This is a genomic window from Nocardioides sp. InS609-2 (assembly GCF_023208195.1).
GTDB lineage: Bacteria > Actinomycetota > Actinomycetes > Propionibacteriales > Nocardioidaceae > Nocardioides.
Window position 1 is genome coordinate 3,345,292 of the sequence record NZ_CP060034.1, and the last position, 12,730, is coordinate 3,358,021.

General features: G+C 69.7%; 12 protein-coding genes. 9 read left to right on the plus strand and 3 right to left on the minus strand.

Annotated elements, in window-relative coordinates:
• The first annotated feature begins 204 nt into the window (after positions 1–204).
• The 4 genes from H4Q84_RS17265 to H4Q84_RS17280 are packed head-to-tail and all read left to right on the plus strand — an operon-like array spanning position 205 to position 3,886.
• Entirely contained in the window at positions 205–1,416 is a 1,212-nt protein-coding gene (locus H4Q84_RS17265) for an SAM-dependent methyltransferase (protein ID WP_248580312.1), read from the plus strand.
• Positions 1,403–2,377, plus strand: coding sequence for an esterase-like activity of phytase family protein (locus H4Q84_RS17270; RefSeq protein ID WP_248580313.1), 975 nt, complete (start codon positions 1,403–1,405; stop codon positions 2,375–2,377). The genes H4Q84_RS17265 and H4Q84_RS17270 overlap by 14 nt, the downstream gene beginning before the upstream one ends.
• A 16-nt stretch (positions 2,378–2,393) precedes the next feature.
• The gene (locus H4Q84_RS17275) at positions 2,394–3,395 is read left to right on the plus strand and encodes a DNA topoisomerase IB (protein WP_248580314.1); all 1,002 of its coding nucleotides are present in this window, start codon (positions 2,394–2,396) and stop codon (positions 3,393–3,395) included.
• Complete coding sequence (locus H4Q84_RS17280) at positions 3,392–3,886, plus strand: O-acetyl-ADP-ribose deacetylase (RefSeq protein WP_248580315.1); 495 nt, start codon at positions 3,392–3,394, stop codon at positions 3,884–3,886. The genes H4Q84_RS17275 and H4Q84_RS17280 overlap by 4 nt, the downstream gene beginning before the upstream one ends.
• On the opposite strand, the gene serC is transcribed toward H4Q84_RS17280, so the two are convergent.
• The gene (gene serC / locus H4Q84_RS17285) at positions 3,856–4,986 is read right to left on the minus strand and encodes a phosphoserine transaminase (protein WP_248580316.1); all 1,131 of its coding nucleotides are present in this window, start codon (positions 4,984–4,986) and stop codon (positions 3,856–3,858) included. The two genes, H4Q84_RS17280 and serC, sit on opposite strands and share 31 nt — an antisense overlap.
• A gap of 178 nt (positions 4,987–5,164) precedes the next feature.
• Between serC and H4Q84_RS17290 the strand changes: the two genes are divergently transcribed.
• Complete coding sequence (locus H4Q84_RS17290; RefSeq protein ID WP_248580317.1) at positions 5,165–5,746, plus strand: hypothetical protein; 582 nt, start codon at positions 5,165–5,167, stop codon at positions 5,744–5,746.
• Here the strand turns inward: H4Q84_RS17290 and H4Q84_RS17295 are convergent.
• Entirely contained in the window at positions 5,727–6,317 is a 591-nt protein-coding gene (locus H4Q84_RS17295) for a class I SAM-dependent methyltransferase (protein WP_248580318.1), read from the minus strand. The two genes, H4Q84_RS17290 and H4Q84_RS17295, sit on opposite strands and share 20 nt — an antisense overlap.
• Positions 6,314–7,423, minus strand: coding sequence for a citrate synthase 2 (locus tag H4Q84_RS17300; protein ID WP_248580319.1), 1,110 nt, complete (start codon positions 7,421–7,423; stop codon positions 6,314–6,316). Before H4Q84_RS17300 ends, H4Q84_RS17295 begins: the two co-directional genes overlap by 4 nt.
• 22 nt (positions 7,424–7,445) lie before the next feature.
• Between H4Q84_RS17300 and pdxH the strand changes: the two genes are divergently transcribed.
• The 4 genes from pdxH (at position 7,446) to H4Q84_RS17320 (ending at position 12,498) form a co-directional block, all read left to right on the plus strand.
• The gene (gene pdxH / locus H4Q84_RS17305; RefSeq protein WP_248580320.1) at positions 7,446–8,096 is read left to right on the plus strand and encodes a pyridoxamine 5'-phosphate oxidase; all 651 of its coding nucleotides are present in this window, start codon (positions 7,446–7,448) and stop codon (positions 8,094–8,096) included.
• Positions 8,097–8,208: 112 nt separating this feature from the next.
• Complete coding sequence (locus H4Q84_RS17310) at positions 8,209–8,787, plus strand: TetR/AcrR family transcriptional regulator (RefSeq protein ID WP_248580321.1); 579 nt, start codon at positions 8,209–8,211, stop codon at positions 8,785–8,787.
• Position 8,788: 1 nt separating this feature from the next.
• On the plus strand, positions 8,789–10,522 hold the full coding sequence (locus H4Q84_RS17315) for an ABC transporter ATP-binding protein (protein ID WP_248580322.1): 1,734 nt from the start codon (positions 8,789–8,791) through the stop codon (positions 10,520–10,522).
• Entirely contained in the window at positions 10,519–12,498 is a 1,980-nt protein-coding gene (locus H4Q84_RS17320) for an ABC transporter ATP-binding protein (RefSeq protein ID WP_282580256.1), read from the plus strand. Before H4Q84_RS17315 ends, H4Q84_RS17320 begins: the two co-directional genes overlap by 4 nt.
• Positions 12,499–12,730 lie beyond the last annotated feature (232 nt).

The window sequence follows — 12,730 nt, forward strand, 5'->3', positions numbered from 1 at the left end:
TGAACGAGCCGAGCGAGTGGCTCGAGACGTGGCGCGGTCGCCGGTTCACCACGGGCACGGGCAGCACGTGGCAGTGGTGGAATCCCGATGCGGACCCGTCCGCCACTAGAATCGCTGGGTGAGTCCCCGCCATCGCCGCCTCGTCATCCCGCTGGCGCTGGCCGGCCTCCTGATCATCGTCATCATCGCGTCGGTGATGGGCTGATGAGCGAGCCGCTGCTGCGGGTGCTCTCGCGGATGCGCAGCCACATCCTCGCACCCGACGACCTCGTCAAGGCGGTCGCTTCTGGTCGGCAGAAGGGCCTGACCCCGCGCTGGCGGCGGGTGGAGTTCCGCTACGTCGACCTCAAGGCCGGACGGCACCTCCAGGTCACGTCGTACGACGACACCCAGGCCCACACCGCCAACCACCTGGCCGGCGGCGCCGCGCGGGACGCGGTCGACGACCTCCTCGACGAGCCGTTCGCCAACTGGCACGTCGAGACCACGACACAGCAGCATCAGGTGCGGGTGACCAAGCGCCTCGAGGCGGTTGTGCACACCACGGACCGGGCCGAGGAGTTGGCGCCGGAGCGCGGTCACGACCGCGACAAGGACCGGCTGCTGCGCGAGGACGACCCGGTCTTCGTGGCACTCGGGCTCTCCGACGAGGACGGCCGGATGAAGCCGAGTCGGCAGGCGAAGTACCGCCAGGTCGAGGAGTTCCTGCGACTCCTCGACTCCTCGATCACCGACGCCATCGACAAGGGCCACCTGCGTCGCCCGACGCCCGAGGACCCGCTGCGCATCGCCGATCTGGGCTGCGGCAACGCCTACCTGACCTTTGCCGCCCAGCGATTCCTCGCCGCTGTGCGCGGGCTGCCGGTACGGCTGACCGGCGTGGACGTGCGTGAGCAGTCGCGCGACCACAATGCGGGGCTCGCCACCGGCCTCGGCGTGGACGCCGACTTCGTCGTGGGCAGCATCCTCGGTGCCCAGCTCGACCCCGCTCCGGAGGTCGTCCTCGCGCTGCACGCCTGCGACACCGCGACCGACGAGGCGCTGGTCCGAGCAGTCGAGTGGCAGGCCTCGCTCGTCCTCGCCGCTCCCTGCTGCCACCACGACATCGCGGCGCAGCTGCGCAAGGCGCCCACGCCGTCGCCGTACGCCGTCCTCACCCGGCACGGCATCCTGCGTGAGCGGCTGGCCGACACCCTGACCGACGGCATCCGGGCCTCGCTGATGCGGATCCAGGGATACCGCGTCGATGTCATGCAGTTCGTCGAGAGCCAGCACACCCCACGCAACACGATGCTCCGCGCGGTGCGGGCGGGGTCGCCGGTCAAGGGCGGCGGCGTCGTCAAGGAGTACGACGACCTGGTGGCGACCTGGGCGCTGGAGCCGCGCCTCGCCGTACTGCTCGATGCGCGTCCGTGACGCCCTGGCGGCGCTGGCGGTCGTGACGCCCTTCCTGATGGGCTTCACCACCACGATCCGACCTCCGGTCGCGGCCGACGACGACATCGTCTTCAGGTTCACCGACCCCGAGATCGTCGAGTCGAGCGGGCTGGTAGCGCTGGACAAGCGCTTCGTCACCGTCAACGACAGCGGCGACTCCGCGCGCGTCTTCGTCGTCGACCCGCGCACCGGCGACACGACCGACGAGGTCACCTGGCCCGGCGAAGCCGACGACGTGGAAGCTCTCGCCCCGGCCGGCGACGACGCGGTCTGGGTCGGTGACCTCGGCGACAACACCCGTTCCCGCGAGAGCGTCTCGGTGCGGCGGGTGCCGCTCGACGGGTCGGCAGGCGAGGAGTACGAGCTGACCTACCCCGACGGCGCGCGCGACGCCGAGGCGCTGGTCGCGCACCCGTTGACCGGCCAGCTCCTCGTCGTCAGCAAGATCGTCTTCGGCGGCCAGGTCTACGCCGCACCGCGTGACCTGTCGGCCGACGAGCCGAACCAGCTGGTGGCGCTCGGCGATGTCACCGGGATCGTCACCGACGCGGCATTCTTCCCCGACGGTCGCCATCTGATCGTGCGCACCTACACACAGGCGGTCGTCTACGCGTGGCCGTCCCTCGAGTCGGTGGGAGCCTTCGAGCTGCCCAAGCAGCAGCAGGGCGAGGGCATCGCCGTGTCACCCGAGGGCGAGTTGTACGTGAGCTCGGAGGGCCTGCGCGCGCCGGTGCTGACCGTGGCCCTGCCTGCCGACGTACGCCGTGGCATGGAGGCGCCGTCATCAGCACCGACCCCGACCGCAACTCCCGACGAGCCGGCGAGCGACGTCTTCGCGCAGGCGGCGGAAGCCCGGCCCGTGCTGCCGTTCGTGATGGGCTTCCTGGTCTTCCTGCTCGCGATCTTCATCGGTGTGAGGGCATCACGACCGCCGCGCTGAGTCCTACGCTGCAGTCATGACTCGGCTGCGCAGGACCTCGCCCGACCAGCCGGGCTGGACCCGTCGTCGCGCGGGAGCGGGCTTCACCTACCTAGACGAGCACGGCAAGCGGCTCTCCGTGGCAAGCGCGCAACGGGTCAAGGACCTCGTCATCCCGCCGGCATGGCATGACGTCTGGGTCACGCCGTACGACAACGGCCATCTGCAGGCGGTCGGCACGGACGATGCCGGGCGGCGGCAGTACCTCTACCACCCGCAGTGGCGGACCCGGCGCGACTCCGCGAAGCACCGCCGGATGCTCGGCTTCGGCAGGGCGCTGTCGAAGGGCCGCGAGCAGGTCGTCACCGACCTCGGCACCAGCGGCATGACCCTCGAACGCGCGTGCGCGGTGGCCTGCCGGCTGCTCGACCTCGGCTACTTCCGGATCGGTAACGACGTGTACGCCGATGAGCACGGCAGCTTCGGCCTCACCACGCTGCAACGGCGACATGTCAGCAAGACCGCTGACGGGTTGCGGTTCTGCTTCGTGGGCAAGTCGGGCATCGAGCACACCATCGACATCGAGGACCGGGCGACGGTCGACGCGGTCGAGGTGATGCGCAGGCGCCGGGCCGCCGGTGACGTCGAGCTGATGTGCTGGAAGGACGGCAAGACCTGGCGCGACCTGACCGCCGACCAGGTCAACGACTATCTCCGCGATCGGACCGGCACCGAGGCCACCGCCAAGGACTTCCGCACCTGGCACGCCACCGTGCTCGCGGCCGTGGCGCTGGCAGAGACCGAGGAGCCGGGGGAGACGAAGGCGTCCCGCAAGCGGGCCGTGGCCGGCGCGATGCGCGAGGTCTCGGAGTTCCTCGGCAACACGCCGGCGCTGGCGCGATCGTCGTACGTCGACCCGCGGGTGGTCGAGGCCTACGAGGAGGGCAACACGATCGCCGCGACGGCGCGCCGCAGGCAGGCCAACCCCGACGAACGCCAGGCCGCGCTGGAGCGTGCCGTGCTCCGGCTCCTCAAATGAGGATCGAGGTCGTCCGGGGCGACATCACCGCGCAGGACGTCGATGCCGTGGTCAACGCTGCGAACTCGCGGATGCGCGGCGGCGGGGGAGTCGACGGGGCCATCCACCGGGCCGGCGGACCCGCCGTACTCGAGGACTGCGTACGCCGCTTCCCCGACGGGCTGCCGACCGGCCAGGCCGGCTGGACGACCGCCGGCAACCTGCCGGCGCGCTGGGTCATCCACGTCGTCGGGCCGGACCGCACGGCAGGCCAGACCGACCGGAGCCTGCTGACCTCGTGCTATTCGGGTGCGTTGGCGGTGGCCGACGAGCTCGGAGCCCGCAGCGTCGCGTTCCCTCTGGTGAGCGCCGGCGTCTACGGCTGGCCCCTCGACGACGCGGTCGCGGCTGCCGTGGAAACGCTCCGGGCCACCCCCACTGACCTGGAGCTGGCCCGGATGGTGGCGTTCGGCAACGACGCCTACGAGCTGCTGGTGCGCTCGACGACGTAGTCGATGCAGGCGGTCAGCGCCTCGACGTCGGCCGGGTCGACCGCGGGATACATCGCGACCCGCAGCTGGTTGCGGCCCAGCTTGCGGTAGGGCTCGGTGTCCACGATGCCGTTGGCCCGCAGCGTCGCGGCGATCGCGTCGGCAGAGATCGCGTCGTCGAAGTCGATGGTGCCGACTACGAGGGAGCGGTGCGCCGGATCTGCGACGTACGGCGTCGTGTAGACCTGCTTCTCTGCCCAGTCGTAGAGCGCGCTCGACGAGGCGGTGGTGCGCTCGACCATGCCGGGGAGGCCACCGTTGGCGTTCATCCAGTCGAGCTGCTCAGCCATCAGGAACAGCGCGGCGACCGACGGGGTGTTGTAGGTCTGGTTCTTCGCGGAGTTGTCGATCGCGGTCGGCAGGTCGAAGAACGGCGGCACGTAGCGATCGGTGGCCGCGATCTCGTCGACCCGGGCCAGCGCACGCGGCGACATGGCGGCGAGCCACAGGCCGCCGTCGGAGGCGAACGACTTCTGCGGCGCGAAGTAGTAGACGTCGACCTCGTCGAGGTCGACCGGCAGGCCGCCGGCGCCCGAGGTCGCGTCGACCAGGACGAGTGCGTCGTCGGCGATCCCGACCGGACGGCGTACGGGCGCCATCACGCCGGTGGAGGTCTCGTTGTGCGCCCAGGCGTAGGCGTCGACGCCGTCCTCAGCGACCGGCTCGGGCAGCGAGCCCGGGTCGGCCTTGATGACCGACGGGTCGGCCAGCCACGGAGCGGCCTTGGTGGAGCTGGCGAACTTCGAGGAGAACTCGCCGAACGCCAGGTGCTGGCTCTTCTCGCGGATCAGGCCGAACGCGGCGATGTCCCAGAAGGCGGTCGCGCCGCCGTTGCCGAGGACGATCTGGTAGCCATCGGGCAGACCGAAGAGGGTGGCAAGGCCCTCGCGGACCCGGCCGACGGTGTCCTTGACCGGGGCCTGGCGGTGCGACGTACCCATCAGGGACCTGCCGGTCGCGGCGAGTGCGTCGAGGTGTGCGGGATGGATCTTCGAGGGGCCAGCGCCGAAGCGGCCGTCGGCGGGCTTGAGGCTGGTGGGGATCGTGATGGCGTCGGTCACCGGGATTCCTTGCAGTCGGGATCGGGTGTGCTCTGACGACGCTGTCAGGAGGTCCATTGTGTCATCCGGCGGGGGAAGTCATCCGATCGGTTCGAATTGCGTCATTCGGGGGGCGGCGCCCACCCCGGTCTCGTAGGTTCTGGCGTGCCGTTGGGAAGCGGCATCAGGAGGAACCACCATGCACCAGGGGAAGTTTTCGCGCGCCCTGAGCGCCGCCGTCATGGCACTCGTGACGGTGCTGCTCTCGACTGGGCTCGCCGCGCCGGCCCATGCCGGCCTCATCGACGACTACGCGCGCTACCAGCCGCAACGCAATTGCGCGCACCACGACAAGCCCGGCGCCGTCGCGCTCGCGACCTGGCTCACGGCGCACGGCGGAGGGTGGGGCGCCATCAGCCGGCCGTGCGGTGGCGGGGTCTCGGAGCACGCCGAGGGCCGGGCCTTCGACTGGGTGCTGTCGGCGGAGAACCCGGCCGACGTCGCGCTCGTCGATGCCACGCTCGTCGAGCTCTTCGCGCCGGACCTCGAGGGCAACCCGCACGCGCTCGCCCGCGAGATGGGCATCATGTACATCATCTGGAACGACCGGATGTACGCGTCGTACGACGCGTTCGAGCCGAAGCGCTACCAGAGCTCGTCGTGCCGGAAGCGCAGGTTGTGCTCGCCGACGCTGAGGCACCGCGACCACGTGCACTTCTCCCTCAGCAGGCAGGGTGGCCGGGGCTTGACGAGCTTCTACCTCACCGCGCCGGCGGGCTGACCACGACGTAGCGCTCGTCGTCGATCTCACGGCCCCAGAACACCGGTTCCGTGAGATGTCGTGTCGTCGTGGTGCGGCCGAGTGCCGCGACCAGCGCCTCGGTCTGGTCTGCGGTCAGGCCGGCGCCGGTGTGCCAGGAGCCCTCGACGAGCACCAGCCGACCGCCCGGCGCGAGCAGGTCGGTCCAACGCCGCAAGGCGTCCGCGGGGGAGGGCATCGCCCAGAGCACGTGCCGACTCAGCACGACGTCGTACGACGCGGGCTCGAGTGGTGGCGCGGCGGCATCGGCCTCGACGAACGTCACGCCCGCGGTCTCGCCGGCCTTCGCGCGCGCCCGCTGGACCATCTCGGGAGAGAAGTCGACCCCGTCGACGGCGTACCCCTCGACAGCGAGCAGCGTCGCGAGCGTGCCGGTGCCGCAGCCGAGGTCGGCGATGCGGGCCGGCGCTGGTGGGAGCAGCCCGAGCAGGAGCTCGCGCCAGGCCGCGCGCGTCTGCGGGTCACGGAGTCCGTGGTCGGGCGCCTCGTCGTACGTCGTCGCCTCGTCGTCCCACATGCTGATGTCGCTCAAGCCGTGGGCGCCCACTCCGGCTGCCAGCCCTCGACCGAGTCGGCGGGCCGCGACGCCGGACCGGTGTAGATCGCGGAGGGTCGGATCAGTCGGCCGGTGCGCTTCTGCTCGAGGATGTGCGCCGACCAGCCACCCGTGCGGGCGCACGTGAACATTGCGGTGAACATGTTCGCCGGCACCTCCGCGAAGTCGAGGACGATCGCCGCCCAGAACTCCACGTTGGTCTCCAGCACCCGGTCGGGCCGGCGCTCCTTGAGCTCCTTGAGCGCCGCCCTCTCGAGGGCCTCGGCGACCTCGTAGCGCGGCGCGCCCAGCTCCTTCGCCGTACGACGGAGCACGCGGGCGCGCGGGTCCTCGGCACGGTAGACGCGGTGCCCGAAGCCCATCAGCCGCTCGCCGTCGTCGAGGAGCTTCTTGACGTAGCCCTCGGCGTCGCCGGACTCCTCGACGGCCTCGATCATGCCGAGCACGCGCGACGGGGCACCGCCGTGCAGCGGGCCGGACATCGCGCCGATCGCGCCGGAGAAGGCGGCAGCCACGTCGGCGCCGGTGGAGGTGATGACGCGGGCGGTGAAGGTGGAGGCGTTCATGCCGTGCTCGGCCGCCGAGCTCCAGTAGGCGTCGATCGCCTTGACGTGGGCCGGGTCGGCCTCGCCCTTCCAGCGGATCATGAAGCGGTCGGCGAGCGTCTTGCCCTGGTCGACCTCGCGCTGGGAGACGACCGGCTGGGCGAGCCCGCGTGCCGACTGGGCGGCGTACGACAGCACCATCACGGCCACCCGGGATAGGTCCAGGCGGGCCTGCTCGTCGGAGATGTCGTAGGTCTGGCCGAACCCGAACGCCGGAGCCAGCATGGCGACCGCTGCCTGCACGTCGACGCGCACGTCGCCGGTGTGGACGGGCAGGTTGAACGGCTCGGCGGGCGGGAGGCCGGGGTGGTAGCTGCCGTCGATCAGCAGCCCCCAGACCTTCTCGAACGGCACCCGGCCGACGATCTCCTCTATGTCGACGCCGCGGTAGCGCAGCGCGGAGCCTTCCTTGTCGGGCTCGGCGATCTCGGTCTCGAACGCGACGATGCCCTCGAGTCCGTGGTGAACGTCAGTCATGGCGGCATCCTAGTGTTGCGGCATGGACCTGGACATTGCCTCGCTGCGCAAGGAGTACGCCGACGGAGGGTTGGCCGAGGCCGACCTGAGCGCCGACCCGTACGACATGTTCCACCGGTGGATGCAGGAGTCGATCGAGGCCGGCTTGCACGAGCCCAACGCGATGGTGGTCTCCACCGTGTCGGCGGACGGACGGCCGACGTCGCGGATGGTGCTGCTCAAGGGGATCGACGAACGCGGCTTCCACTTCTACACGAACCGCAGCTCGGCCAAGGGCGTCCACCTGGCCGGCAACTCGAGCTGCGCCCTGCTCTTCCCATGGCACCCGCTGGAGCGGCAGGTCCGCATCACCGGCGAGGCGTGGGACCTCCCGGAGGCCGATGTGAACGCCTACTTCGCGACGCGTCCACGCGCCTCCCGGCTCGGCGCCTGGGCCTCGCACCAGTCGTCGGAGGTGGCCTCGCGCGCCGAGCTCGCCGCGGCGTACGACGAGGTGGCGGCGCGGTTCGCCGACGACGAGGTGGTGCCGGTGCCACCGATGTGGGGCGGGTACGCCGTCCATCCGGCGGAAATCGAGTTCTGGCAGGGCCGGCCGGGCCGGATGCACGACCGCCTCGTCTACCGGCGTACTCCCGAAGGCACCGACTGGACCACCCACCGCCTCGCCCCATGAGGGGGTAGTCCGGGGCAAAATGCGCCTCAGACCGCCCTGCGAGGTGCAATGTGCCCCGGACTATCCCGCAATATCACTTGTGAGTGAGCGCTCACTCATTTAATATGTCGGCGTGACCCCACGAGCTCCCCGGATGCAGCCCGAAGACCGTCGCGCCGCGTTGATCTCCGCGACCCGGTCGCTGCTCTACGTCCACGGCCGCAACGTGACCACTCGGTTGATCGCGGAGGCGGCGGGCGTCGCGGAGGGCACGATCTTCGGTGTCTTCGGCTCCAAGGACGAACTCGTCGAGGCGGCCATCTCCGACGCCTTCAAGGCCGGTGATCTGCCGGTGCGGGTGCGGGAGATCGACCCGGCGTTGCCGCTGAGGCAGAAGCTGGTGGCCTACGTCAGCGCGTTGCAGCAGCGCTACCTCGCGATCTTCGGCCTGATGGCCACGGTCGGCATGATGTCGCCGCCCGAGCACGACCGTGAGGAGCACGAGGCCAGCCGTCGCGAGCTGCGTGCGCTGCTGGCAGCGCTGCTCGAGCCGGAGGCAGCCCAGCTGCGGCAGCCGGTCGCCGAGGTCGTGCACCTGGTCAACCTGCTGACCTTCAGCGCCAGCCACTCGGGCATCTCCGACGGCCGCCCGCTGACACCTGAACAGATCGTGGATGCCCTGCTCCACGGCGTACTCCTCGAGGAGAACTGACATGCTGATTCGCCTCGTACGCGAGTACCTCGAGCCCTACAAGACCTGGTTGCTGACCATCGTCGGCCTCCAGTTGGTGGGCACCGTGGCGGCGCTGTACTTGCCCAGCCTCAACGCCGACATCATCGACCGCGGCGTCACCACCGGCGACATCGGTTACATCGTGCGGACCGGTGGCATCATGCTCGCGGTCGCGCTGGTGCAGATCTTGTCCGCGGTTGCCGCGGTGTGGCTCTCCGCGCGTACGGCGATGGGTCTCGGCCGTGACCTGCGGGCGGCGATCTTCCACCGGGTGGGGTCGTTCAGCCAGCGCGAGCTCCAGCAGTTCGGCGCGCCGTCGCTGATCACCCGCCAGACCAACGACGTGCAACAGGTACAGATGCTCGTGTTGATGTCGTGCACGCTCATGGTGAGTGCGCCGATCATGATGGTGGGCGGCGTCTTCATGGCGATGCGCGAGGACTTCGGTCTCTCGTGGCTGCTGGCGGTGTGCATCCCGGCACTGCTCGTCTCGGTGTCACTGATCGTCGTGCGCATGGTGCCGAGCTTCCGTGTCATGCAGGAGAAGATCGACGAGGTCAACCGCCTGCTGCGCGAGCAGATCACCGGAGTCCGCGTGGTCCGAGCCTTCGTGCGCGAAGAGCACGAGACCGAGCGTTTCGCCATGGCCAACGGTGATCTCGTGTCGGTGGCACTGCGCGCAGGCCGGTGGCAGGCGTTGCTGTTCCCGGTCGTCATCTTGATCCTCAACGCCTCGTCGGTGGCCGTGTTGTGGTTCGGCGGCCACCGTGTCGAGAGCGGGCAGATGGCGATCGGGTCGCTGAGCGCGTTTCTCGCCTACCTCGTGCAGATCCTGATTTCGGTGATGATGGCGACCTTCACGATGATGATGGTCCCGCGAGCCGCGGTGTGCGCCGAACGCATCGTGGAGGTGCTGGACACCGAGTCCTCGGTCGTCTCGTCGGCTTCCCCGGTGACGCTCGAGGGCCCTCGCGGCCGGCTCGATTTCGACCACGTCGAGCTCACCTACCCGGGGGCCGACGTGCCCGTCGTACGCGACGTGTCGTTTGCGGCCACCCCCGGCCAGACGGTGGCCATCATCGGCTCCACCGGCGCAGGCAAGAGCACCCTGCTCAATCTCGTGCCACGCCTCTTTGACGTCACCGGAGGGCGGGTGCTCATAGACGGCGTCGACGTCCGCGACCTCGACCCCGAGATGTTGTGGAGCGTCCTCGGCGTCGTGCCGCAGAAGGCCTATCTCTTCTCCGGCACCGTGCGCAGCAATCTCCTGCACAGCAAGCCCGACGCCAGCGATCTCGAGCTCTGGCGCGCGCTCGAGATCGCACAGGGGCGCGACTTCGTAGAGGCGATGCCGGAGGGGCTCGACGCCCCGATCGCTCAGGGGGGCACCAACGTCAGCGGTGGTCAGCGGCAGCGCCTTGCCATCGCCCGAGCTCTCGTACGACGGCCCGAGATCTACCTGTTCGATGACTCGTTCTCGGCGCTCGACCTCGCGACCGACGCCCGGCTGCGCGCTGCGTTGAAGCCCGAGACCCGCGACGCCACGGTGGTGATCGTCGCGCAGCGTGTCTCGACCATCCGCGACGCCGACCTGATCCTCGTGATGGAGGACGGCGAGGTGGTAGGCCGAGGCACCCACGAGGAGCTGCTGGCCGACTGCTCGACGTACCAGGAGATCGTCGCGTCCCAGCTGAGTGCGGAGGAGGCGGCATGAGCACCGAGACGCAGAACGACGGCAAGCTCAAGGAGACCGAGCGCATCCAGGCCGGTCCCGGTCCGGGCCGCGGGCCGTTCGGTGGCGGCATGGTCGGCGGCAAGGCGTCGACGTTCAAGCCGTCGGCGAAGCGCCTGATCGCGCAGATGCGGCCCGAGCGAGCCAAGGCCATCGCGGTCGTGGTGCTCGCGGTCGGCAGCGTCTTCTTGATGTCGATCGGCCCTAAGGTGCTGGGCCGTGCCACCGACCTGATCTTCGCCGGGCTGCTGGGCGGCCGGATGCCGGCCGGCGGCACCCGTGAGCAGGCCGCCGAGGCGTTGCGCGCCCAGGGCAACGACCGGCAGGCCGACCTGATCACCTCGATGAAGGACCTCGTGCCCGGCCGAGGAGTCGACTTCGGCGCGGTCGGCCAGGTGCTGCTCGCCGTCCTCGCCTTGTACGTCGTGGCGTCGCTGTTGGCGTGGTTGCAGGGCTACCTGCTCAACGATGTCGTGCAGGGCACCGTGCGACGGATGCGCGGCGACGTCGAGGACAAGGTCAACCGGTTGCCCCTGGGCTACTTCGACAAACAGCCCCGCGGCGAGCTGCTCAGCCGCGCCACCAACGACATAGACAACGTCTCGCAGACGCTGAGCCAGACGATGAGCCAGCTGTTGACGTCGCTGCTCACCGTCGTCGGCGTTCTTGGGATGATGCTCTGGATCTCGCCGCTGCTGGCGCTGGTCGCGCTGGTGACGGTGCCGATCACGATGTTGGTGACTGGCGCGGTGATGAAGCGCTCACAGGGGCTGTTCGTCGCGCAGTGGCGACACACCGGGGCCCTCAACGCGCACGTCGAGGAGACCTTCTCAGGGCACGCACTGGTGAAGGTCTTCGGTCGCCAACAAGAGGTCGAGCGCACCTTCGACGAGGAGAATGACGCGCTCTACCGGGCGTCGTTCGCAGCACAATTCGTCAGTGGGCTGATCATGCCAATGATGATGTTCATCGGGAACCTCAACTACGTCGTGATCGCGGTGCTCGGCGGACTTCGCGTCGCCAGCGGCACGATGTCGCTGGGCGACGTGCAGGCGTTCATCCAGTATTCCCGCCAGTTCACCCAGCCCCTCACCCAGCTCGCCTCGATGACCAACCTGCTGCAGTCAGGCGTTGCGTCGGCCGAGCGGGTCTTCGAGCTGCTCGACGCCGACGAGCAGGTGCCCGACGCACAGGGTGCGGCTGCTGCGGCAAGCGACCGGCACGGCGAGGTCCGCTTCGAGCACGTGTCCTTCTCGTACGACGCGGCGACCCCGCTCATCACCGACCTGTCGCTGGTGGCCGAGTCGGGCGCCACCGTCGCCATCGTCGGGCCGACCGGCGCCGGCAAGACGACGCTGGTCAACCTGGTGATGCGGTTCTACGACGCGCAGTCCGGCCGGATCCTGCTCGACGGCGTCGACGTGGCCTCGATGCCGAGGGGCGCACTGCGCAGCCAGATCGGCATGGTGCTGCAGGACACCTGGCTCTTCGCGGGCACGATCCGCGACAACATCGCCTACGGCCGGCCCGGGGCGTCGGAGGCCGAGATCCTCGAAGCCGCGGAGGCGACGTTCGTCGACCGCTTCGTGCACTCGCTGCCCGACGGCTACGACACCGTCATCGACGAGGAAGGCTCCAACCTCTCGGCCGGTGAGCGCCAGCTGGTCACCATCGCCCGGGCGTTCCTCTCGGACCCGGCCCTGCTGATCCTCGACGAGGCCACGTCGTCGGTCGACACCCGCACCGAGCTGCTGCTGCAGCACGCGATGGCCGCCCTGCGCAGCGACCGGACGTCGTTCGTCATCGCGCACCGGCTCTCGACGATCCGCGACGCCGACCTGATCCTGGTGATGGAGGACGGGTCCATCGTCGAGCAGGGCAGCCACGAGTCGCTGCTGCTCGCCGACGGTGCCTATGCCCGGCTCTACAACGCGCAGTTCGCCGCCGCGACCGCCTGACCGCCGGGGTAGTCCAGTCACCTTCTGTCGTCCCGCGGCCCAGCAGGCGACTAGTTCCGACTGGACTACCCGGGGTCGCGATAAACCCCTTGGCCACCTCGACGCCGCGTCGTACCGTTGTGCGCACACGGGAAAGGAGGTGGTCCGAGAAATGAAGAACTTTCGGATGCGTGAGGTGACTGCTCGCTAGCAGTGCCTGCCAGTGGAAGGCGCGCGACCCGTTCGCAGGGTG